The sequence below is a fragment of the Streptomyces sp. NPDC058864 genome, from assembly GCF_042742985.1.
In the GTDB taxonomy this organism is placed as follows: Bacteria; Actinomycetota; Actinomycetes; order Streptomycetales; family Streptomycetaceae; genus Actinacidiphila.
Genome location: NZ_JBHYMQ010000066.1, coordinates 20,835 through 43,004 on the forward strand (window position 1 = coordinate 20,835; position 22,170 = coordinate 43,004).

At 73.3% G+C, this 22,170-nt stretch carries 22 protein-coding genes; 8 read left to right on the forward strand and 14 right to left on the reverse strand.

Going from position 1 to position 22,170, the window contains the following annotated elements; genetic code table 11:
• Nucleotides 1-352: 352 nt before the first annotated feature.
• The 6 genes from ACFW3D_RS33725 to ACFW3D_RS33750 all read right to left on the reverse strand — a co-directional run bounded on the left by ACFW3D_RS33725 (nucleotide 353) and on the right by ACFW3D_RS33750 (nucleotide 4,837).
• Entirely contained in the window at nucleotides 353-481 is a 129-nt protein-coding gene (locus ACFW3D_RS33725; protein ID WP_500510849.1) for a hypothetical protein, read from the reverse strand.
• 15 nt (nucleotides 482-496) lie between these two features.
• Nucleotides 497-1,507, reverse strand: a complete 1,011-nt coding sequence (locus ACFW3D_RS33730; protein ID WP_500510851.1) for a TerC family protein — start codon at nucleotides 1,505-1,507, stop codon at nucleotides 497-499.
• Nucleotides 1,508-1,617: 110 nt separating this feature from the next.
• A complete protein-coding gene (locus tag ACFW3D_RS33735) occupies nucleotides 1,618-1,998 on the reverse strand; it encodes a cupin domain-containing protein (RefSeq protein WP_500510909.1) in 381 nt (126 codons plus the stop codon).
• A gap of 146 nt (nucleotides 1,999-2,144) precedes the next feature.
• Nucleotides 2,145-2,537, reverse strand: coding sequence for a hypothetical protein (locus ACFW3D_RS33740; RefSeq protein WP_500510853.1), 393 nt, complete (start codon nucleotides 2,535-2,537; stop codon nucleotides 2,145-2,147).
• Nucleotides 2,538-2,771: 234 nt separating this feature from the next.
• Nucleotides 2,772-3,884, reverse strand: a complete 1,113-nt coding sequence (locus ACFW3D_RS33745) for a sensor histidine kinase (RefSeq protein WP_500510856.1) — start codon at nucleotides 3,882-3,884, stop codon at nucleotides 2,772-2,774.
• A 104-nt stretch (nucleotides 3,885-3,988) separates the two neighbouring features.
• Nucleotides 3,989-4,837, reverse strand: a complete 849-nt coding sequence (locus ACFW3D_RS33750; RefSeq protein ID WP_500510859.1) for a helix-turn-helix transcriptional regulator — start codon at nucleotides 4,835-4,837, stop codon at nucleotides 3,989-3,991.
• A gap of 122 nt (nucleotides 4,838-4,959) precedes the next feature.
• Between ACFW3D_RS33750 and ACFW3D_RS33755 the strand changes: the two genes are divergently transcribed.
• Both ACFW3D_RS33755 and ACFW3D_RS33760 read left to right on the forward strand, forming a co-directional pair.
• The gene (locus tag ACFW3D_RS33755; RefSeq protein ID WP_500510862.1) at nucleotides 4,960-5,742 is read left to right on the forward strand and encodes an SDR family NAD(P)-dependent oxidoreductase; all 783 of its coding nucleotides are present in this window, start codon (nucleotides 4,960-4,962) and stop codon (nucleotides 5,740-5,742) included.
• Nucleotides 5,743-5,788: 46 nt separating this feature from the next.
• The gene (locus ACFW3D_RS33760; protein ID WP_500510864.1) at nucleotides 5,789-6,487 is read left to right on the forward strand and encodes a hypothetical protein; all 699 of its coding nucleotides are present in this window, start codon (nucleotides 5,789-5,791) and stop codon (nucleotides 6,485-6,487) included.
• Here ACFW3D_RS33760 and ACFW3D_RS33765 read toward each other — a convergent pair.
• Together ACFW3D_RS33765 and ACFW3D_RS33770 are read right to left on the reverse strand one after the other, a co-directional pair.
• The gene (locus ACFW3D_RS33765) at nucleotides 6,427-7,215 is read right to left on the reverse strand and encodes a DUF427 domain-containing protein (protein WP_500510866.1); all 789 of its coding nucleotides are present in this window, start codon (nucleotides 7,213-7,215) and stop codon (nucleotides 6,427-6,429) included. The genes ACFW3D_RS33760 and ACFW3D_RS33765 overlap by 61 nt on opposite strands.
• Nucleotides 7,216-7,491: 276 nt before the next feature.
• Complete coding sequence (locus ACFW3D_RS33770) at nucleotides 7,492-8,499, reverse strand: glycine-rich domain-containing protein (RefSeq protein ID WP_500510868.1); 1,008 nt, start codon at nucleotides 8,497-8,499, stop codon at nucleotides 7,492-7,494.
• A 320-nt stretch (nucleotides 8,500-8,819) separates the two neighbouring features.
• On the opposite strand from ACFW3D_RS33770, the gene ACFW3D_RS33775 reads away from it, so the two are divergent.
• The 3 genes from ACFW3D_RS33775 to ACFW3D_RS33785 all read left to right on the forward strand — a co-directional run bounded on the left by ACFW3D_RS33775 (nucleotide 8,820) and on the right by ACFW3D_RS33785 (nucleotide 11,328).
• Nucleotides 8,820-9,416, forward strand: a complete 597-nt coding sequence (locus tag ACFW3D_RS33775) for a TetR/AcrR family transcriptional regulator (RefSeq protein WP_500510871.1) — start codon at nucleotides 8,820-8,822, stop codon at nucleotides 9,414-9,416.
• Nucleotides 9,413-10,258: an alpha/beta fold hydrolase gene (locus tag ACFW3D_RS33780; protein ID WP_500510873.1), complete on the forward strand. Its 846-nt coding sequence runs from the start codon at nucleotides 9,413-9,415 to the stop codon at nucleotides 10,256-10,258. Before ACFW3D_RS33775 ends, ACFW3D_RS33780 begins: the two co-directional genes overlap by 4 nt.
• 158 nt (nucleotides 10,259-10,416) lie before the next feature.
• Nucleotides 10,417-11,328, forward strand: coding sequence for a hypothetical protein (locus tag ACFW3D_RS33785; RefSeq protein ID WP_500510875.1), 912 nt, complete (start codon nucleotides 10,417-10,419; stop codon nucleotides 11,326-11,328).
• Between the two features lie 59 nt (nucleotides 11,329-11,387).
• Here ACFW3D_RS33785 and ACFW3D_RS33790 read toward each other — a convergent pair whose 3' ends face one another.
• The 3 genes from ACFW3D_RS33790 to ACFW3D_RS33800 form a co-directional block, all read right to left on the reverse strand.
• Nucleotides 11,388-11,936 (reverse strand): YciI family protein, encoded by a 549-nt coding sequence (locus ACFW3D_RS33790; protein WP_500510878.1) that lies wholly within the window; start codon nucleotides 11,934-11,936, stop codon nucleotides 11,388-11,390.
• A gap of 85 nt (nucleotides 11,937-12,021) precedes the next feature.
• Nucleotides 12,022-12,648: a TetR/AcrR family transcriptional regulator gene (locus ACFW3D_RS33795; RefSeq protein ID WP_500510880.1), complete on the reverse strand. Its 627-nt coding sequence runs from the start codon at nucleotides 12,646-12,648 to the stop codon at nucleotides 12,022-12,024.
• A gap of 34 nt (nucleotides 12,649-12,682) precedes the next feature.
• Nucleotides 12,683-13,990: an MFS transporter gene (locus tag ACFW3D_RS33800; RefSeq protein WP_500510882.1), complete on the reverse strand. Its 1,308-nt coding sequence runs from the start codon at nucleotides 13,988-13,990 to the stop codon at nucleotides 12,683-12,685.
• Between the two features lie 633 nt (nucleotides 13,991-14,623).
• On the opposite strand from ACFW3D_RS33800, the gene ACFW3D_RS33805 reads away from it, so the two are divergent.
• Nucleotides 14,624-15,307, forward strand: a complete 684-nt coding sequence (locus ACFW3D_RS33805) for a hemerythrin domain-containing protein (protein WP_500510885.1) — start codon at nucleotides 14,624-14,626, stop codon at nucleotides 15,305-15,307.
• A gap of 126 nt (nucleotides 15,308-15,433) precedes the next feature.
• Nucleotides 15,434-15,670 carry an LLM class flavin-dependent oxidoreductase gene (locus tag ACFW3D_RS33810; protein ID WP_500510912.1) on the forward strand — a complete coding sequence of 79 codons (237 nt, stop codon included), beginning with the start codon at nucleotides 15,434-15,436 and terminating at the stop codon, nucleotides 15,668-15,670.
• Between the two features lie 162 nt (nucleotides 15,671-15,832).
• On the opposite strand, the gene ACFW3D_RS33815 is transcribed toward ACFW3D_RS33810, so the two are convergent.
• From ACFW3D_RS33815 to ACFW3D_RS33825, 3 genes are all read right to left on the reverse strand, one after another.
• Nucleotides 15,833-16,903 (reverse strand): PP2C family protein-serine/threonine phosphatase, encoded by a 1,071-nt coding sequence (locus ACFW3D_RS33815; protein WP_500510888.1) that lies wholly within the window; start codon nucleotides 16,901-16,903, stop codon nucleotides 15,833-15,835.
• A 247-nt stretch (nucleotides 16,904-17,150) separates the two neighbouring features.
• Nucleotides 17,151-19,940, reverse strand: a complete 2,790-nt coding sequence (locus ACFW3D_RS33820) for an AAA family ATPase (protein ID WP_500510890.1) — start codon at nucleotides 19,938-19,940, stop codon at nucleotides 17,151-17,153.
• A 181-nt stretch (nucleotides 19,941-20,121) separates the two neighbouring features.
• On the reverse strand, nucleotides 20,122-20,769 hold the full coding sequence (locus ACFW3D_RS33825) for a hypothetical protein (RefSeq protein ID WP_500510893.1): 648 nt from the start codon (nucleotides 20,767-20,769) through the stop codon (nucleotides 20,122-20,124).
• 608 nt (nucleotides 20,770-21,377) lie between these two features.
• Between ACFW3D_RS33825 and ACFW3D_RS33830 the strand changes: the two genes are divergently transcribed.
• Entirely contained in the window at nucleotides 21,378-22,082 is a 705-nt protein-coding gene (locus tag ACFW3D_RS33830; protein ID WP_500510895.1) for a glycine-rich domain-containing protein, read from the forward strand.
• Nucleotides 22,083-22,170 lie beyond the last annotated feature (88 nt).

The window sequence follows — 22,170 nt, forward strand, 5'->3', positions numbered from 1 at the left end:
GCGGGGGGTCGCGGGCGCACCGGGGGGCACCTGAGCTCCGTCCCGGCACCTCGGGGGCGGCCCGCGGCGCCGCGGACCGCCCCGGAAGCAACGGCACGGCCGGGGCCCCATCTTGGAACCGGGGACCGGACGCGTCTCGGCGGGCTCTCGTTGCGGGCCGCGGGTCCGGTGCTGCGAGAGCCGGGCCGGGGATCGCCGTACGACCCGGAGGTGACGACCTCCGTGAGGAGTCCCGCCCGATCGCCGGCCGGGACTCCCTCGGTCACGGGATGCCGTGCGCATCTGCCGTTCTCAGGCGCCGCGTTGTCGCCGGGCAAGGACCGGGCCACGCCCTCGAACGAGGCGTCACCTCCTATTCGGCGCGCAGGGCCGTGGCGGCTCGGACCCTCGCGGCCCATCCGGCGGGCAGGAGCGCGCCCACGACGGTGATGAGCAGGCCGCCGAGGACGAACGGGAGTAGTTCGGCCGCGTGGTACACCATGCCCGTCGCGTCGGCTCACACCTGCGAACCGTCGTACGACGGCCGCTTGGTGTCGCCCGGTGTGTCGTCCTCCCCCGCGCCCGGTCGGCCGGCGCCCTCACCAGGGGCGCCCGCGGTGGACCGGGTGTCGTGCCAGGAGACGGCGAAGGTGATCGCGAGAACGCCGATGATGAAGCTCAGCGACGCCCAGACGGGAACCTTGTGGACGTCGGTGAGCAGGAGCTTCACCCCGACTCCGGCGAGGATCACGCCCAGCCCGGTCTGCAGGTGCCGGAACCGGCGGGCGGCACCGCTGATGAGGAAGTAGGCCGCCCGCATGCCCAGCAGGGAGAAGGCGTTGGCGGCGAAGACGATGAAGGTGTTCTGGGTGACCGCGAAGATCGCCGGAATGCTGTCGACGGCGAAGACGACGTCGGTGGTCTCGATGACGATCAGAGCGGCGAGCAAGGGGGTCGCCGCCCAGGCACCGTTCACCCTGACCAGCAGACGCTGGCCGTGCAGCCGCTCGGTGACGGGGGCCACGCGGCGCAACGCGCGCAGGACCAGGTTGCGGTCGGGGTGGACCTGGGCCGCGCCGTGCCGCAGCACCTTGAAGGCGGTGAGCAGCAGGAGCGCGCCGAAGACGTAGACGGTGGCGTGGAAGGCGTCCAGCAGCGCCGCGCCGACCAGGATGAACACCGCGCGCATGGCGAGCGCGCCGATGATGCCCCACATCAGGACCCGGTGCTGGTAGCGGTCGGGGATGCCGAAGTACCCGAAGATCAGGGCGAAGACGAAGATGTTGTCGACGGACAGGCTCTTCTCGATGAGGTAACCGGCGAGGTACTCCTCGGCCAGGACCGGTCCCTGCCAGATCAGCAGCAGACCGCAGAAGCCCAGCCCCAGCAGCACCCAGACGACGCTCCACAGGGCGGCTTCCCGGATGGAGATCACGGTCGCCCGGCGGTGGATGACGAAGAGGTCCAGGACGAGCACCACCGCCAGGAAGGCGATGAGGACGATCCAGGCGGTGAGCGGCATCTCCATACCGCCCGCCTTCCCGACTTTGCCACCCCTTTAACCATTTATGACGGTTTACGTACTATGGAAGTTCCCAGCGCGGAGGGCGCCGCAGGGGTGCGCCGATCCGGAGCCTGTCAGCCCCCCGCGGGGCGCGGAGCGCGCAGATGGACCCGCTGGGCCAGCTCTTCCTCGTCGACCAGGGTGAGCATCGGCTGCCCGGGTGCGCACAGCATGGTCACGATGAACTCCGTCCGTGCGTCCGTCAGGGCGTTGCCGTCCTGGTAGTGGATGACATCCCCGCCCGGCTCCCAGAAGCTCTCACCGGCCTTGATCACCCGTTCCGGCTCACCCTCGAGTTCGAAGAGCACCGCGCCCTCGGTCACGTAGCCGAAGGCCGGCCCCGAGTGACGGTGCGGGGGCACCCCCGGGTCACCGGGGTCCCGCCAGACGACGATGGTCATCGCCGAAGCGCCTTCCGGGACGAAGGGCGGCCTGACGTCCTGGAGCGTCTTCAGCTGCGTCTTCCACGCCTCCGAGCGCGACTGGCCGTCGGCCCGGCCTTCCGGTTCCTTGTCCGGCACGTGTCACACCTCCGCACTTCCGTACTCCCGCTGCTCACATACGAGATGGGGCCGACCGGAAGTCGGCCCCATCGGCTCTGTCACCTTCCGCCGCCACCGCCCCCACCGCCGTGACCGCCGCCGCCACCGCCACCGCCGTGACCGCCGCCGCCACCACCGTGACCGCCACCGCCGTAGCCGCCACCACCGTGGCCACCGCCGCCGTAGCCGCCACCACCGTGACCGCCGTAGCCGCCGTCACCATGGCCGCCATGACCGCCATAGCCACCGTGACCGTGGCCGCCGTGACCTCCGTGACCGTGGCCGCCGTGGCCATAGCCGTAGCCGTAACCCCAATTGCCGTCGCCCCAGCCGCCGTGGCTCACGGCGGACACGGGCACACTGGTCGGTGCCGCGACGGCCGATGTGGCCGCACCCCCCAGGGCGAGCGCGAGGCCGGCCATGGCGGCGAGGGGCCACCTGGGTATACGCATGACAACTCTCCCTTGCCAGGTTGGTTCCTGGGCCCGGTCGAGGCGCGGGACCACTTGCGGCTGTCCGCCCGGAGCGGCCCCGGGCCTCGCTGCGGGTGATAGGACCCCGCATCAAGTGGTGATGTTCGAAATGTGGATTATCCTCACATTCCCACCAGATCCATGCTCTGTCCGCGATGGCGTGGAGTCAATACACCCACGAGCCTCGCTCGGCACCTCGAACACCGCCGCTGGTCACGGGCCGGTGTCGCCCGGTGATGGCATGGTCGTCTTGACCGGAAGGTCGAGACGGAGCCGGTAGCCGCCGTCGGCGGTGGGACCGCAGGCCAGCGTGCCGCCGAGCAGTGCCGCCCGCTGGCGCAGGCCCGTCAGGCCGTAATGGGCGCTGGGCAGAGGGATGGTCGGCCGGGTCGGAGGGCCGTTGGTGATGGTGACGTGGACGGTCTCACCGCTCTGCCAGAGCCGGATGGCCGTCGCGGCACCCGGGGCGTGCTTGCGTACGTTGGTCAGCCCCTCCTGGACGGTGCGGTAGAGGGCGCGCTGAACCGAAGGGGCCAGGTCGCCGGGAAGATCGGCGGTCAGCCGGGCGTCGATGCCGCTGCCGTGCACGAGCCGCTCGAGATCGGCCAGGGACGGCTGCGGGGTCAGGTCGGTGGGACGGTCACCGGCGGCACGCAGCACGCCGACCATGTACCGCAGCTCGTCCAGGGTCTGCACGCTCAGCCGCCGGATCGTGCCGGCGGCGTCCTTCGTCCCGGCGTCACGCGTACCGACCTGGAGCGCCCCGGCCCGCACCGCGATCAGGCTGACCTGGTGGGAGACCACGTCGTGCATCTCCCGGGCCAGCTGGGAACGCTCGGCGGCCAGGATCGTCTGGGCGACCAGCAGCCGTTCGTGCTCGCGGGCCTCGGAGATCTCCACGATGCGCTGCGAGAGGTCCCGGCGGGCCTGCACCAGTTGCCCGAGGAAGACCGCCGCGGCCGCGGTCGCCGCGGTGTAGCTCAACGTCACCAGGTCGTCCGCCGAGACGTTGATGTCCGGTGCGAGATCACAGAGCGTGAAGGCCGCCACGCCGACGGCGAGGACGACGCGCCGCCGCGACACCGAGGCGAGGGTGTACAGCGCCGCCAGCGAGGCGAAGATCGCGTCGGAGAAGAACACGGCCGGCAAGGTCACCAGGAACGTCAGCAGCGGCAGGCCGTGCCGCAGCAGAAGCACGAAGGCCCCGCCCAGCGCGCACGCCAGTTGCAGCGGTTCGTCGACACGGACGTGGACCCAGACGTCGAAGAGCGCCACGAGGACCAATGCGACGTCGAGGACCACGGACGGCGGACGCCGGAGATTCACCTGACCTCCTGGCCCCTGGACGGCACCCGAAGAGGCGCCCGAAGAGGATCATTCATGACGATAACAGGGAAAACGGGACCGTCCCTGTTCGGCGCGGGGCCGTGTCAGCGTTGGAGCGCGGCGCTCCAGCTGGCCAGGATCGGCAGGACACGGGCGGTGGAGGAGTCGGGTTCGGCGGTGTACACGACGAGGCGCTGGTCGGGCTCGTGGGGCGCGCAGACGATCTCGATGTCGAAGGTCAGCGGGCCCGCACCAGGGTGCCGGACGCGCTTGGCCACCGACGCGTAGTCACGGACGCCGTGGTCGTCCCACCAGCGGGCGACGTCCGGGTCGGTGGCGCGCAGTTCGTCCACGAGCGCCGTGAGGCGGGCGTCGTGCGGACGGCGGGCGGTCTCCCGGCGCATCGTGGCGACGGTTGCCGACGCGAAGTCCTGCCAGTTCACGATCCGTTCGCGGGCGACCGGGTCCTGGAACATGAAGCGGACGAACGAGGTCCCCGGCTCCAGCGGACGGCCCAGCACCTCCATCAGCAGCCCGTTGCGGGCCAGGACCTCGCCGCGATGGCCGAGCAGCAGCACCGGGACGTGGTCAAGCGTCCGCATCACCCGCAGCAGCCCGGGGTCGGGACGCTGGACCGCGGCCGGGTGCGGGCCGGCGGTGCGGCGTCGCGCGGTGGGTGCGGCAAGGTCGCGCAGGTGCGCGCGTTCGACCTCGTCCAGGCGCAGTGCCCGGGCCAGCGCGTCGAGGACCTCGTCGGAGACGTTGGCCTGGCGCCCCTGCTCGAGGCGGCTGTAGTAGTCCGGGCTCAGGCCCGCGAGGACGGCCAGTTCCTCGCGCCGCAGCCCCGGCACCCGCCGGGCCCCGGGGAAGGCGTCGATGCCCGCCTGGGCGGGGGTGAGACGGTCCCGGCGGGAGCGGAGGAACGCCCCGAGCGCGGCGCGGTCGCGTGGCATGGCTCAAGCGTAGGCGGGCCGTCGGCGCCCTGGGTGGTCCTGCCGTGCCCAGGTACGTCCTGACCTCGCCCGATGCCGGAGGCCCGGCTTAGACAGGACCCATGACTACTTCGCTTCACACCATGGACAGCACACCTTCCGTCCCCGGCTCCCGGCTGGCCGGCCGTACCGCCGTGGTCACCGGCTCGACCAGCGGGATCGGCGCCGCGATAGCCCGCACCCTGGCCGGCGAGGGCGCCCACGTCGTCGTCAGCGGCCGGCAGGGGACCCGCGGGCCGCGGCTCGTCGACGGCATCCGGCAGGCCGGCGGCCGGGCCGACTTCGTCGCGGCGGACCTGACGGGCGGCTACGAGCAGCTGCGGGCCTTCGCCGCACAGGCCACCGACGCGCTGGGCGGACGCGTCGACATCCTGGTCAACAACGCGGGCATCTATCCCGCGACGAGGACCGAGGACCTGCCGGACGCGGAACTGGACGCCATGCTCGCGGTCAACGTCCGCGCTCCGCACGTCCTGGTCGCCGCGATGGCTCCGGCCATGGCCGAGCGCGGCAGCGGCGTGATCGTCACCATCGGCTCCTGGATGGCCCGGGTCGGCAGCCCCTACGCGGCGATGTACACCGCGACCAAGGCGGCGGACGAGCAGCTCACCCGCAGCTGGGCCGCCGAGTACGGGCCGCGCGGCGTTCGCGTGAACGCGGTCGCCCCCGGGGCGACCCTCACGCCGGGCAACGAGGCGGCCCGCGCGGAGCTCGACGCGATGACCGCCGCCACCCCGGCGGGCGTGGTCGTCCGGCCCGAGGACATCGCCAAGGGCGTCCTGTACGTCGTCAGCGACGACGCGGCCATGGTCCACGGCATCACGCTCTACGTGGACGGCGGGATCTCCGCGACCCGTCCGTCCTGACCCCGGCCGGTCACCGTCCCGGCAGGCCCTGCTACAACGGTGACCAGTGGGTACCAGGGAGCGCTACCGCAAGGTGTACCGGCCGCTGCGGCGGGCCGGCCTCGAGGTGATACCGGACGCCGTGCCCGACGGGACGATGCCGTTCGTCCTCGGATACGAAGTCGAGGACGTGGCAGGCGGCTTCTCTCACGCGTACGGGACCCCGCGGCTCGTCGAGCGGCTCAATGAGGACTGGTACGAACTCGCCGTCTCCTCGGGCCTCCTCGACCACCGGCGCGAATTCCTCGTCCAGCTTCCGCAGGGCACCCGGACACACCGGGCCGCCCTGCGGAACCTGCACGGCGACGAGCACACCGCACCCGCGCTCTGGACCCGGGTCCGGCTCCTGGAGCGCTGGGACGTCATGGGCCGGGGCGCCGCGTCGGCGTTCCTCGGCATCCACGCGGGCCACCCGGGCTTCGCCATGCTGGCGCTCGACAGCAGTGTGTACGTAAGCGCCTCGACGGGTGAACTCGGCGTCGACGTCCTCGCGGTGCGCCACCCGGATCGCTCGGACAACGTCCTGCGGCACCTGGAGCGGATCGTGGCCGACGACAGTCCCTACGTCGACCGCGAGTTCAAGGAACGGATCGCCGTCTGGCTGGCGAACCGCCGAGGGAACGCGGTCCGGGACGGCCCCGGCCGCTACTTGGCGACCCCGAGTGCGGAGCCGGTGGGCTTCGGGAGCAGGAAGCCGTCGACGTAGAGGTCGACGTGCTCGTTGTAGAACGCGACCAGGCCCGCGATGCGGTTGGCGTGGATGGTCGGGAAGTCGTACCCCCAGGCGATGTCCTCGTGGGACGCGGTGTCGCCGTCGAACGACCAGTAGGCGCTGGTCGTCCCCTTGTACGGACAGCGCGTCACCGTGTCAGAGTGCCGCAGTCGCGCCCAGTCGACGTACATGCGCTCGATGTAGTACCGGGTCGGGAGGCCGGTCTCGAACAGCTTCACGCAGTTGGGTGCCTCCGCCAGCACGACCCCGTCCAGCTCCACCCGGACGCCGCTCGACGAACGCAGCGCGTCCACCCGCGAATAGGGGCTCCTGGGGTGCACGAAGACGGGCTCGTCCTCCTCGAACCAGAAGTCCACCGCCTCCCATTCGAAGCGCACGGTGCCGTGCAGCGGCTCCGGGCCGTCCTCCTCCCACACCCACGCCGCGCCCTCGCGGACCTCCGGGCCGATCTGCAGTGCGTGCCGGCGCGCGGAGCCCGCACCGTGGTGCTCGGTGTGGTGCTCGTCGACGAGCACACCGTCGACCAGGTCCTCGACCGGAATGCTGAACTGCGGATAGGCCTGCCACTCCCACACGTACAGCGCGCGGCGGGTGTCGAAGACGACGCGCCCCCCGATCAGCCCCCTGACCCTGCGCGGCACCGGCTCGACATGCCCGACCGGGACGATCAGGCTCGGGTGCAGGACACTCTCGTTTGCCATGGTGATGACCTCGGTCCACTCGTTCCTCTTGCGGCGGCTGCCCACCGCGCGTGCCGCGCGGCGGACAGCCACGGACGCCTCTGAGGGAGAGACCGACGGCACGGTGGAACCGTGACAGAACCCGGTTCATGTGGAGGGGAGACGGCCGGCGCCTCGCCGAGAAGCTGACCGCGGCCGAACTCCGCGACAGCGACTGGGGAACGGCACATGCGGCCGATGGGATGGAACAGGCCCGGCGCACCCTATGGGTGCGCCGGGCCTGCCGTGTGCCTGTTCCTACCACCAGATGACGACGTATCCGTTGCCGCCGTTGAGGGCCGGTTGCAGTACGCCCGCGCCGTTGCCACCCGTGCCCGCCCCCTGCGGATCGGGCTCGACGATGCCGTTCACCGCGGGCCGGCCACCCTGGCCCGCCACACTGCTGGTCAGGGCAGGCTGACCATCGGCGCCGTCGCGGACCGTACCGCTCGTCGTACCGGTCATCGAACAGGTGCCCGATCCACCGGGGCTGGGAACCGCGCCGACCGAGCCGACATGTCCGCCGATGCCGCCAGTGGCAGTGGCGATGACACCGCTGGGGCCGGTAAGGATCGTGTCCGCCCCGTCGGCACCGTCCGTACTGTTCGAGGCGGCGAGCCCGCCTTGGCCGACAGTCACGGTGTAGGCCGTGCCGGGCATCACCGGCACGGTGCACCAGGCGAAGCCACCGGCGCCCCCGCCTCCGCCCAGAACGGCGGGGAGAAGGAGCCCGCCGCCACCGCCACCACCGGCGCCCCACATCTGGACGAAGACCCGGGTCACATCGGCGGGCGCGGTGAACGTCCCACTGTCTCGGAAGCCCTCCAGGTCGTGCGGTGCGGCGCCGGGTCCGGGCGGCCCCTGCGGGCCCTCGGGACCGTCGGGGCCCGCCGGCCCGGTTTCGCCGGTATCGCCCTTGGGCCCGTCCGGACCCTGCGGGCCGGCAGGACCCGCCGGCCCGGTGGATCCGGCGGGGCCGGCGGGGCCCGCCGGCCCCTGCGGGCCGGGGGGTCCGGGCGGACCCGGAGGACCGGGACGGCCCGGATAACCGGGGTAGCCGTGGTGGCCGGGATGTCCGGGGTAGCCGTAGCCGGGGCGGCTCGGGCAGTACCCGGGGAAGTAGGGGAAGAGGAAGCAAGGGTCGGCGAGACCGCTCGTCGCACCGGGTTTCACGATGCCGGCCTGGCCACCGTCGGCGCTCTCCGCGTGGGCGGCACCTGTCACAGCACTGGACGCCAGGGCCACGCTCGCGGCCATCGTCCACATCCGCAGACCACCTCGGCGCCGCTGTTCGGACGCCTGAGGCAGGGCTATTCGGGACAACACGTCACCTCCAGGAAGGAGCTCGCGGGCGCGCGGCGGACGCCGCCACCGGGAGAGGAAGCCGTCAGGGACAGCAGCGAGCCCAACAGCAACAATCGCCCTGCGTAATGAGGTGTGCACATTAGGTAGCCAAAGCGGGTGACGGGTCGGCGTCGGCCGTTGCCGCCCGCCCCCTCCCCTCGCACCCGTATCCACTCGCACTTCCTAGGGGCCCTAGGCTAAAATTAGGGTCCCTAGGAAGCCCCTGGGAAGCGGGAGGGCACATGACACGAGCCGGACTGACGACGGAACGGGTGACGGTCGCGGGCGCCGAACTGGCGGACGAGGTCGGGCTTGAGCACGTGACCATGTCCCAGGTCGCCCGCCGGCTCGGCGTCAAGGACGCCAGCCTCTACACCCACGTCCGCAGCCTCGAGGACCTGCGCGGACGCATCGCCCTCCTGGCCGCCGACGAGAAGACCATCCGCATCGCGGAGGCCACCGCCGGCCGCGCCGGCAAGGACGCCCTCACCGCGTACGCGACCGCCTGGCGCGAGTACGCCCACCAGCACCCCGGCCGCTACACCGCGACGCAGACCCCGCTCCGGATCGACCCCGAACTGGTCGCCGAGGCACCCGGGCCGCGACGCGCCGTCGAACTGACCTACGGCATGCTCCACGCCTACGGCCTCAGCGAACCCGACCTCACCGACGCCGTACGGCTGCTGCGCAGCACCTTCCACGGCTTCGTCGCCCTGGAGGCCGCGGGCGGCTTCGCCCACCGGCGTTCGCCGGAGCGGTCCTGGCTCCGTGCCCTCGACGCCCTGCACACCCTCCTGGAGCACTGGCCCCAGGCCCGAGACGGAGAAGCAAGCCCATGACGACGACCGACCCCAGCACCGGCACCCTGAGCGTGAACGGCGCCACCCTGCACTACGAGGTACGCGGCCGGGGCCCCCTCCTGCTCCTGGTCCCCGGAGGAACCGGCGGCGCCGCGTCCTTCGAGGACGTCGCCGACGACCTGGCCGCCGAGTACACCGTCGCCACCTACGACCCCCGCGGCATGTCCCGCAGCACCCTCGACGACCCGGACGCCGAACAGCACGTCGCCGAACACGCCGACGACGCGCTCCGCGTCGTCGACCTGCTCTCGCCGCACGAGCCCGCCCGCGTCTTCGGCGCCAGCTCCGGCGCGATCACCGCCCTCCACCTCCTCACCACCCACCCCGAACGCGTCACACGTCTCGTCGCGCACGAACCGCCGGTCGTGGAGGTCCTCCCGGACGCGCCCGGACACCGCGCGCTCGTCGCCCGCGTGCGGGACACCTACCGCACCGAGGGCCTCATGCCGGCGATGGCAGCGTTCGCCGAGGGCATGAAGAAGGACGACGACGGCACCGGCCCGCAGCCCGAGGTCAAGCTCCCTCCGCGCGCGGCCGCCCGCGTCGAGCGGACGATGGGCAACCTGCCCCTCTTCGTCGGACGCGTCGTCCCCGCCTTCATGTCGTACGTCCCCGACACCGACCGCCTCAAGACGCTGTCCGACCGGATCGTGCTGACCGCCGGCCAGGACTCCCGGGGCGAACTCCCCCACCGCGCCGTCGCCGCCCTGGCCGAGCACCTCGGCACCGGACTCCGGCACTTCCCCGGTGGCCACGTCGGTCTGACCACCCATCCCGCCGAGTTCGTCGAGCACCTCCGCGACTCGCTCGGTACCCGGTAGGCCCACGTCCCCGACCCGATCGGGTGCGGTGCGGCTGCGGGTCGGCCGGGGCGGTTGTTCGATGGTCGGCAGTGGTCCCCGGCCCGCCCCGGGCCCCGGTCCCGGGCGCACGGGGCGGGCAGTTCGTACGGGGCCGACGGCCGGGCAGGTGGTGCACCATGGCAGGCGGGGACGCTCCCACCGACTTCGACGCGGTCGCCGACGAGCTGTTCCGGCTGCCGCCCGCGCAGTTCACCGCCGCCCGCGACGCACACGCCCGGGCCGCCCGGCAGGCCGGCGACCGGGCCCTCGCCGACCGGATCACCGCCCTGCGCAAACCCACCGCCTCGGCCTGGGCCGCCAACCTGCTCGCCCGCGAACACCACGAGGAGACCGGCCCGCTCCTCCAGCTCGGCGAAGCGCTGCGCCGGGCCCACCGGGACCTCGACGGGGAACAGCTTCGCCAACTCAACCGCCGGCAGAGGGAACTCGTTCGCGCCCTGTCCCGGCAGGCCGGACAACTCGCCGCCGACGCCGGACACCCCCTCGCGGGTCAAGCCGTGCAAGAGGTCGAGGAGACCCTGCACGCCGCACTCGCCGACCCCGACGCCGGCGCGGCGTTCACGGAAGGCCGCCTCAGCAAGCCGCTGTCGGCGACCGTCGACATCACCGGCCGGGCCACCACCGCCCCCGTACCCGACGACGTGCCCCACCGCCCGACGAGGAAGAGGCCGGCACAGGCCGCCGAGGACAGGGAACGGGCCCGCCGGGAGGCGGAGTTGCGGCGCCGGCGCGAAGAAGCCGCACAAGCGGAACAGGAAGCCCGGGCCCGGGAGAGCGACGCCGCGGCCGCCCGGGAGGACCTCGCCGCCGCCGGCCGGCACCGCGACGAGGCCCAGCAGCGCCTCGACGAACTGCTCGAGCAGGCCGAACAGGCGGAAGAGGCCCTACGGGCAGCCCGCGACGACCAGGACGACGCACGACGCCGGCTCCGCGCCGCCGACCGGGCCGCCCGCGACGCCCGCCGTCGGGCCGGCAAGGCAGCCGCCCACGCAGAGCAGCCGGCCGGAGGACCCGAAGGCGAGTCCTGACGCGAACGCCGGGGCCCGACCGCCGGGCCCGCAGCAGGAACGCGCGACCGCGGCCCGGATCACGGCCGGCCGCCGAACTGCCAGTCGTGGACCTCGATCTCGGCGTACGGACCGGCCGTCAGGACCGCACGCGCAGCGGCCGGGTCCGCGGCCCGGACGAGCGCGGCCGTCCCCAGCCATGTGCCGCCGTCGTCGGACAGCAGGGGCCCGTACGCGATCAGGTCGTCCCGCCCGCGCGGTACGTCGAGGTCGACGCCCCGGCCCGCGCCGAGGCCGAGCACCAGGTAGCGCTTGCCGCCGGTGCGGCCACCGGGGAAGTCCCACATGGTGCGCCCCAGCAGGTTGCGCCACCGGCGCAACAGCACGTCCCGGTAGACCCCGGCCTGGTGGCCGGGCTCGTCGAAGGCGAAAGCGCGGGCGGCCACGGGGTCCGGCAGATCGACGATGTGCACGCTGCCGGTGGGCTCGCCGCCCTCGGTGGTGAGGGTCGGGCCGCGGGCGATCATCTCCTGCTCGTACCTGTCCATGTAGGACCAGTGGTCCTCGAGCAGCTCTTGGCGCAGCGTCAGCGAACCGGCCCGGTCGCGGTGGTAACAGAAGAACTCCATGCGCACACCCTCCACCACGGCGAGCGGCCCCCGCCCGGATTTGTGCCCGCCTCCGGCCGGATCGTCCCCGGCCACGGCCCGGCCCTCAGGCGGTGTCGCCGCGCTCGGGCGCCGTGGACAGCGCGGCGTCCAGGAGGACTTCGGCGGTCGCCCTGGCCGCGGCCGCCGCTTCGGGGTCGGCGTCCATGCGCACCGAGACGGCGCATCCGTCGTAAAGGAGCTGCAACCGGCGTCCCAGGGTCTGCGGATCCGTGACGCCGGCCTGGCGGGCGAGGTCGGTGAACAGGGCGCGCACCCAGGCCCGGTAGTCGCTGGAGGCCTGTTCCGTGCTGCTGCCCGCCTCCGCCTCCGCGCTCGCGGCGATGAAGGCGCAGCCGCGGTAGCCGGGGCCCTTGAACGACTCCGCCTGCGCGTCGAAGACGCCGAGGAGCCGGGTACGGGGGGTCTCGTAGCGCTCGAGGAAGGCGAGGATGCGGGCGGTGGTGGCGGCGTGCCGGGACTGCAGGTAGGCGTGGACGAGTTCGTCCTTGCTGCCGAAGGTGTTGTAGAGGGAGGCCTTGGCGACCCCGGCGCGCTCGATGATGCGGTCGATGCCGACCGTCTGCACGCCCTCCGCGTAGAACAACTCGTTGGCGGCGGACAGCAGGCGCTCACGTGCCGAGGGTTTCGCCCCGGTGTGCGCTGCGTGTGTCCTGGCGCTGCCGGCAGCCATGGCCGCCTCCTCACTGGTCCGGTCTCGGTTCACCTTAGGCAATTCCGGGTCGTGAACGGCTGCCGCGCCCTTCGGTGAGCAGTCCGATCAGGGCCAGCAGAGCCAGGACCATGACGGCCGCGCCGTACTCGCGGGCGGTGGCGAGCAGGCCGCCGGCGTGCACGACGAGGTAGCCGGCGATCACCGACGGCACTCCCAGGCCCAGGTAGGACACCACGTACAGCAGCGACAGGACGCCGGAGCGCTCGTGGGCGGCGGTCAGCGGCATGACAGTGCGGATGCCGCCCTGGAACCCGCTGCCGAAACCGATGCCCGCGATGGCGGAGCCGAGGAAGAACAGCACGGGTGAACCGTCCTCCACGGCGATCAGGGTCAGGGCGACGCCCGCGATGAGTGTGCCGATGCCGATGAGCATGACCGAGCGGGCGGGTGCGGAGCGCAGCATGAGGGTCGCGGCGGCGGCCACGCCTGCCAGGACGAACAGGGCCAGTCCGCCGTAGACGGCCGACGCGGAGTGGGTGAGGCTCCGCACGAGGGCCGGGCCCAGGGAGCCGTAGAAGCCCGCGAGTGCCCAGACGGCGATCATGACCGGTGCCGTGTTCAGGACCGCGCGCCGCACCGTCCTGGGCAGTTTGACGTCCGGGACGAGCGCGGCCAGCGCACCGGGGGTGGGGGTCAGCGTCTCGCGCATCAGGGCCACGCCCACCGCCTGGAGGGCGAGGACGCCGACCAGCGCGAGGTAGACCAGGTGCGTCGGGGCGGGCAGGTACTGGACGAGGAAGGCCGAGGCCAGCGAGCCGGTGGCGGTGCCGAGCCCCGGGGCGAAGGAGTTGGCGACGGTTCCGCGCCGCCGGTCGATGTCCATCATCCCGGCGCCGACGGCGCCCAGCGCGGCACCGGTGGACAGTCCCTGGATCACGCGGCCGACCAGCAGTTCCGGCACCCCGTGGGCGGTCGCGAACACCACCATCGCCACCGCCTGCGCCGCGAGGGCCGCCAGCAGGACGGGACGCCGCCCGAGGTGGTCCGACAGCCGGCCCAAGGTGAGCAGCGAGGCCAGGACGGCGATGGCGTACACGCCGAACACCACGGTCGTCGTCACCGGGCTGAATCCCCACTCCGCCTGGTACACCGCGTACAGCGGGGTGGGCGCACTGGATGCCGCCAGGAACGACACCACGATCGACGCGAGCAGGTAGAAGGCCGCTCGGGGAGGCAGCACCCCGGTGCGCAGGCTCCTGGGCGCGGACACCGCCGAGGCCGCCTCCGCGCGGTGGGGGCCGGGGCCGGCCATGGTGGCCGAGGCCGTGTGGCGGTCCTGCAAGGTGCACTGCTCGGGCATGCCGACGTCCCTGGATTGAGTAGACAGGTCTGTTCATTTTCACCGGACAGATCTGTCCAACACGGCCCGGTCGCGTTTCCTTCCCCGCGCACGCCCCGTGACGGACGCCACCGGTGGGTGGTGGAAGGTCTTGGTGCCGGAGGTCCTGTCCGCACCGGATGCGCCGCCCAGAACGCACGGAACGCGGCCCGGCCGGGCGGTCCGGACGCCGACCAGGCCGACGGGGAAGCGCGGCAACCCGGTGAAGTCACGCGCCGGCCGCCTCGCCACGACCGACGGCACCGGTCAGGACGTCGCGCGGGAATCGCTCCGGAACCCGCTCCCGCGGGTCGGCCGCACCGCCCGGCGGCTGCGTCAGACGACCCATGCGGCCGCCGCGGCCCAGGGGCATTTGACGCATGCGGCGGCCGGGAAGCCGCTGGCACAGTGGCCTGGACAGCGGGCAAGGCCTCTGATCTGCGCTTTCCCCTGTACTGATCACCCTGCGCACTCCGTCACACCCGGCGGCCGCCACCGGTGCCACCGACGGCGGTTGCGAACACCCCCGGGCCGTCGGCGAGCGCGCGGGGCCACGCCCGACACGGGCCGCGTCATCCCCCCCGGGATGCCGGGCGGCCGCACAAGGAAGAGACAATGGCTCCACTCGTCGATGAACCCATGGCCGATACGCGCGACATGTACATGGCCCACACCGCGCTGCGCCGGGAGTTCAGACTGCTCCCCGACCTCATCCGGTCCGTCGCGCCGGGCGACACCCGGCGCGCGGAGGTCGTCGGCGCCCACGCGGCGCTGGTGTGCCGGGTCCTGCACACGCACCACGAGGGCGAGGACAAGCTGCTCTGGCCCAAGCTGGTCGAGCGGGCCGGGGTGGACGCCGAGGTCATCGTGCCGACGATGGAGCAGCAGCACCACGCCATCGACGAACTGCACACCGAGGTGACCGGACGGCTCGTGGCCTGGACCGCGACCGCGCAGGACGGCGAGGAGCTCGCCGAGGCGTTCGAGCGGCTGCTGACGGTGCTCATCCAGCACATGGCACTGGAGGAGAAGGAGATCCTGCCGCTGGCCGAGAAGCACGTCACCGCGGCGGAGTGGCACCAGCTCGGCGAGCACGGCATGCAGAACACGCCGAAGAAGGACCTGCCGCTCGTCTTCGGGATGGCCATGTACGAGGGTGACCCGGAGGTCATCAAGGCGGTCCTGGCGACGGCCCCGCTGCCCGTCCGGATGATCGTCCCCGTCCTGGGCCGCCGCCGTTACGCCGCCCACGCCCGGCAGGTCCACGGAACGGTCAGGCCCGCTCGCATCGGTTCCTGAGACCTCCGTCCGATGCGTCAGGTCGAGGCACCTCCCGTCCTCGCCCGAGGGAAAGGACTTCCGTGACAGGCCGGGCAGCAGTCACCGCCCGCCGCCCGCCCGCTGCCTCCGCTGTCCGTCCTCGACCTGGCGCCGGCGGAGGAGGGCGCGAGCGCGGGCGAGGCCCTGGCCGCGACGGTCGCGACCGCGCGGCGGGCCGGTGAACTCGGCTCCCGCAGGGTGTGGGTGGCCGAGCACCACGGGTACCGTTCCGCCGGCAGCGTCGCCCCTCCCGTGCTGCCGGCCCATCTCGCGGCAGTGACCTCACGGATCAGGGTCGGGTCGGGCGGGGCCCTCCTGGCGAACCACGCCCGCGCGTCGTAGCCGAGCAGTTCGCCACGCCGGCGGCGCTCCGTCCCGGGCGCGTCGACCTGGGCATCGGCCGGGGTCCGGGCACGGGCGACCCGGAATGGCGGCAGGCCGGCGTCCTGCAGGCTGCACCCCTGCAGGCCACCGGCCCCCTCCCCCGGCAACCCTGACAGGTGATCACTCCTGCCGCAGCTGCCCCGTGTCCTCGCGACGGGCCTCACCGGCGGGCCGGGGCAGCGCGGCGGCCGGCTCCTCCATCCGGGTCAGCGCGACCATCGCGAGATCGTCCTCCGGGAGCGCACCGGCGTGGTCGACGAGGTCCCGGAGGATCTCCCCGAGCGCGTCCGGGAGGCAGTCGTGGTGGGCCAGGCCCTGCCGTACCCAGCGCCACGCCGTCGCGCGGTCCAGCAGCGGGTAGCAGCGCCCTGCGGCGTCGCGGGCCTCGACGAGGCCGTCGGTGTAGAGCAACAGCGTGTCCCCGGGAGCCAGTTCGAAGCATTCCTCGATGGCGCCGCACTCCCGGAGGGCGCGCAGTCCCAGCGGGGGCGAGGGGCGACCCGCCACCAGGGCGACGCTCCCCCGGCGGGCCCGTACCGGCGGCGGATGGCCGTGGTTGACCATGCGGGCGAGCCGCTCGCCGTCGCACACCTCCAACAGCAGCGCGGTCACGAAGCGTTCGTCGGTGTCGCGGGCGGCGTCGTCGCTCTCAGCCAGGTGCCGCTGGAAGCTCTCCTCCAGGCGCGCCGACAGTTCCTGCAGGGTCGCGGCGCGCGGAGCCCACTCGCGGAACGCCCCGAGCACGGCCGCGACGTCCTCGAAGGTGGGCAGTCCCTTGCCGCACACGTCGCCGATGATCAGGCGGGTCGTCGGGCCCTTCCGCGCCACCGCGTAGAGGTCTCCGCCGACCTGTCCCCGTCCCCCGCAGGCCCGGTACACGGAGGCCAGGCCCAGCCCGCCGATGCGCCCGGGCAGCGGCCGCAGCAGGGTCCGCCGCACGGTGTCCGCCACGGCTCGCGCCCGTGCCGCACCATGGCGGTACCGGTCCTTCACGCGGCCCATCACCACGGCAGCCACGCCCGCGGTGACCAGCGGTGCGAGCCCGCACACGAGGCTCGGATGCGAGTACAGGGGCAGCGTCACGCAGACCGCGCACAGGGCGAGGATCCATGCCGCACCCCCCGCGACGGCCAGGTGCCGCATCGGCCGCCCGCCGTCCGGCTCCTCCTCGAACTGTTCGATGTCAGGCATCGGCGTCACTTCCTCGAGGTCCGTGCGCGGGGCCGGGATCCGACGGATCCACGAGCGGTCCCGGACCCGCGCAATGGCGCCCCATTCGTGATGGGACACCTCGACCGTAGGAGGGACCGCCCCCGGGCTCCTTGCCCCGTTGTGCACGGTCCCTTGTCCGCCCGTGCAGTGGCCGCGCGGCGGCGGATTCCGCACGCGACGGCCACCCGTCCGTCACCCGCGTCGACAACGCCACGGGTCGGTGCGCCTATCGCTTGGCGAGTCCCGTCAGGGCGTCGCGGAGCGCGGCCCGGGAGGTGATGCCGAGCTTGGGGAAGACCCGGCCCAGGTGGCCGCCGACGGTGCGGGGGGAGAGGTAGAGCCGTTCCGCGATCTGCTTGTTGGTCAGACCGGAGGCCGCGAGATGCGCGATCTCGATTTCCTGCGGGGTGAGGCCGACCGACTCGGGGCCGTCGGCGCGCTTGACCATCCATCCGGTCGCCTGCAGGCTGCGTCTCGCCCGCTCCGCCCATGGGCATGCGCCGAGTTGCTCGAAGGTCGTGAGTGCCGCGCTCAGTGACGCCCTCGCGTCGGTGGTCGAACGCGCCTTGCGCAGCCGCTCGCCGTAGGCCAGGGTCACGCGGGCAAGGTCGAAGGACCACTGCTGGACGCCGGGGTGCGACAGGGCCCGCTCGAACAGCTCGATCGCCTCCTCGTCCGCCTCGGCCGCCATCGCGGCGGAAGCGTCGACGAGCATGGCCCTGCGCGGGGAGAGCGCGGCGAGCCCGGCGTGCCGGGCGGCGGCCACGTGGGCGGCGGCCTCCGCCGGACGCTGGGTGCGCACGGCCGCCTCCACCACGTCCCCGACCACCAGCAGCGCCACCGGCGTGTACGGGGCCAGCTCTCCGGCCGGGCTGATGGCGACCGCGTGCCGGTAGGCCCGTTCGAAGTCGCCCTCCGCCTGCGCGACCAGCACCCGTATGTGTTCCGCCAGGGTCACCAGGTGGTGCGCGCCACGGGACGTGCCCCACGAGGCCATCGCGTCAGCCGTCTCCTCCGCGACGCCGGCTTCCCCGCGCGCCGCCGCGACGACGGCTTTGTAGTACAGGAAGTACCAGGAGACGGCCTCGAAGGCGTGCTCCTTGCACAGGCGCAGTCCTTCGTCGGCCAGTTCGATCGTGTCGTCCCACCGGCCCGCGAGGAACGCGTCCGTGCACAGGAGCGGAAGGGTGACGATCTGCCTGCGCCCCTGGGACGGAACACGCGTGACGGCGTCGCGCACCCCGGAGAGCCGGTCGGCGGCGATGCTCGCCGTGCCGATCCGCGTGATCCTCGATGGGGCGGTCTCCTGGGGCAGGCCCGCGATGAGTTCCTCGAGGTCGCCCAGGGCCGGCAGCGCGGTACGAGCCGGATCGCCCTGGGTGGCGACGTTCACCGCCAGCAGGCGGGGCGCGTCCGGTCCGAGCCGGTCCACGATCTTGTGGAGGGGCGCCCACAACTCCTCCCGGCCGCCCAGGCAGCACAGCATCAGCAACAGGTACAGGGCCTCCTCGAGGGCCGGGTCGCACGCCCCGTGGGGATGGTCGCCGTTCTCGATCGCGCCGAGGAGCACCTGGTGGGCCGTGTCGATGTCGCCCTCGCCGTCGAGCAGCCGATGGACCGCGACCGCCGCCGAGTAGAGGGACGCGCGGTCGTCGGAACCAAAGCGGCGGGCGTCGTCCAGGAGGCGGGAGGCCATGGTGAGTTCGCCGGAGGCGTCCGCGCGTATGTAGGCGGCCGCGGCGAGCCGGCGGCCCCGGTCGGCCGCGCCGGGGCTCAGGTGCGCGGCCTTGGTGAGGGCACGGATCGCTGCCATGGCGTCACCGCGCCGGAGGACCCGGTGGGCGGTGCCCTCCAGCAACGCGGCGACGTCCTCGTCCTGTTCGACGCACGCCTCCCCCAGGTGCCACGCACGCTGGTCGGGCCGGTCGTGCAGCACCTCGGCGAGCTCACGGTGCACGCGACGGCGCTCCGCGGAGGTGGACGCGTCGACGACCGCGGCACGGAACAGCGGGTGCCGGAAGCTCAAGCGGTGGTCGAACTCCTCGATCCGCACGAGGCCGTCGCGCTCGGCGGCCTCCAGGTCCACCAGATCGGCACCGGCACCGAGCCTTCGCGCGGCGCACTGGACGACGGCCAGGTCCCCCGTCCCCTCCAGCGCGGGCACCAGCAGCAGGCGTCGTGTCGCCGCGGGCAGGACCGCCACGCACGAGCCGAAGACCTCGCGCAGCCGCCGGGTGAGCGGCAGCGCGGACGGCCGGCGCTCCAGTCCGGCGCGCTGCGGCCCGGTCAGGGCCGCCGGCAGTTCGGCCAGCGCCAGCGGATTGCCCTGCGCGGCCGCGACGACGCACTCGGCGACGGGCCCGGCGAGGTCCGGGTGGAACGCGCCCGCCAGCAGCCGCGACGCGTCCTCGTCCAACGGCAGGACCTCGTGCTCGGCCCGTACCCCGGCCGCCACGCACCCACGGTGTCCCCTGCGGGCGGCGGCCAGGAACCTGACACGGCTGCCCGCCAGCCGGCGGGCCACGAAACCCAGCACGGCAGCGCTGGCCGGGTCAACCGCCTGGAGGTCGTCGACGAGCAGCAGGACCGGTGTCGCGGCGGCGGCACGGCGGAGCAGCACCAGGGCGCCGTTCGAGACGAGGTACCGCTCGGGCGGTGTGCCCTCGCCGAAGCCCAGGGCCACCCGCAGGGCCTCGCGGTGCGCCCGGTCCAGGGTCTGCGGGTCGGCCTCCTCCCACAGCGGGAAGACGAGCTGGTTGAGCGCCGCGTACTCCACGTCGCTCTCGGACTCCGCACCCGCGGCCCGCAGCACCCTGGCGCCGGCCGCCAGCGCCCTCTGGGCGAGGTGGCCGAGCAGCGCCGTCTTGCCCACGCCCGGATCGCCGGACAGCAGCACCGCACCGCCGGAGTCGACCGAGCCGAGCAGCCCCTCGATCCGGTCCACGTCCGCCGCGCGGCCCACCAGCCCCCGGGGCGCGCCGCCGCCGACGTCGGCCGTGTACACCGAGGATTGCATCGGAACTTTCCGGCTCTCTGGTTCTGGACCCCGATCTGGACGCAAGCATTCTCACACGGCGCCGATGGCGCGTTCGGGCGGAGAACAGTGACTTCCGCCTCACGGACGCAGGGGAATTCACTTTCCGTATTCCCGACGTACGGAACGCCGATTTCCTTCGTTCACGGCGGTACGGCGCAGGTCAGCCCTTCGGAAGCCAGCGGCTGAGGGCGTCGATGAGCCGTTCCAGCGCGGGTTCCCTGCCGGAGCGGTCCGTCATGACCGTGCGGCCGTTGAATTGCAGGGTGTACTGGAACATGTCGTTCGCCGCCATGTTCATCGTGAAGTCCGGGACGTCCTCCAGCGCCGGGTCGCCGAGCAGGAGCCGCAATTCCCTGAAGCGGGCGGCGCCGACACTGCGCACCACCGGCTCGCCTTTGTGGCCGGTGTAGACGGTGCCGTCACCCCGGAGGATCAGCTGCTGATGGACGCCGGCGAAGCCGCCGCTGACGGTCATCACCACCAGTTTCTGATCCGGGCCGCGAACGGGCACCGGTGTCGCGGTACGGCTCGGCGGGGCGGACGGCGAGGGCGGGGCGGACGGCGAGGGCGGGGCGGACGGCGAGGGCGGGGCGGACGGCGAGGGCGGGGCGGAGGCGCCGGTCGACGCGGACGGCGCGCTGGACGGCGCTCCGGGCGGCGGAGTCGTGACGGAGGCGGTCGCGGTGACCACCGAGACGTCCGCCGGCTCCCCGGCCGTCTCGCCGATGGTGAGGGTGCAGCCCGTGGCGCCCAGCACCCCGGCGGCGAGCACCACGCCGGCCAGCACCGCCCTGCCCAGTGTCCGCACGGCTCTCTCCCCCGCCGGTCGATCGCTCCAACTCAGGCCTGGATACCACGGAATGACGTCGTCCGACCCCGGCCCGCCGGCCTCCCGCACCCGTGACGGGCCCGGAAGCCCGTCACCCGGTCGGCTGCTGAGGGTGCGTCAGATGGCTCCCGGGGCGATTCTTGCGGCGGGAGAGGCGGCGCGGTCCGCCCCCGAAGCCCCAGCCTGGAGGTGATGCTGTGATCCGCCGAGTCGGCGAAGCGGTGTCGGCGGGACGCCGCCCGCGCAGCGTGCGCGTGTGGACGGTGGCCGCGAGTGTGGCTCTGACGTCCGGTGCCGTGACGGGTATGGCGTACGCGGGCACCGGGGAACGCGCGGCCGCCGCCCCGCGGAGCTCCGTCTTCCCCTGCTTCTTCGTCCCGGCCGTACCCGGCTACTGCCCGCCCCGCGGGGGCCGACCCGGTCCTCCCGGTCCTCCGGGACCACCCGGCCCCCAGGGGCCGGCAGGGCCGGCGGGACCGGCGGGACAGCTCGGCCCTGTGGGACCCGCCGGCCCGTCAGGCGAGCCCGGCCCTGCGGGACAGCAGGGCGCCGCGGGGCCTGCCGGGCCATCGGGTGACCCCGGTCCCATGGGGCCTGCCGGACCGCAGGGGCCACAGGGCCCGCAGGGAGACCCGGGCTCCGTCGGTCCCGCCGGGCCGCAGGGGCCGGTCGGGCCGTCCGGGTCCAGTGCCGTTCACGGTCTGCGGCAATTCGGCGTCAGCGGAACGTTCGTCCCGCCCGACGGGGTCACCACCGTCTTCGTCCAGCTGTGGGGCGCCGGTGGTGGCGGCGCCGGAGTGAGGACAAGCGGCATCAGCCCCGGCACCGGGGGCGGTGGGGGCGCCGGAGGCTTCGTCTGGTGCACCGTCGAGGTACAGCCGGGACAACCTCACCAGGTCACCATCGGCGAAGGCGGAGCCGGCGGCTCCGCCGCGAACACCGGAGGCAGCCAGGGCGGGATCACATCGATGGCCGCCGCCCCCGGCACCCTGGCGTTCCCGATCGCCACGGGCGGCACGGGAGGGTCCGGTGATTTCGCCTCCGGAGGTTCGGGGGGCTTCGGTTTCTGCGGCCCGCCCTTGCTGGACACGAGCGTCGGCCGCCAGGGCGAGCACGGCCTGGCCACCGGTCAGGGCGCCCCCGCGGTGAACGGCATCGTCCCGCCACCTGTGGTGACGCAGATCATCGGGCCGCCGCTCTTCGGGGACCCGGGGACGGGCGGGGACGGCGGAACCACGGCAAGCGCTGCCGGCAGGCCCGGTGGACCCGGATACGTGGTCATCTGGTGGTGACCGAGCCCCATCCGCGGAAGGCCCGGCACGCCGCACGACGCGCCGGGCCCCGCCTCTCACGAGGCCGCGGACGTCCCGGAACGGCGAC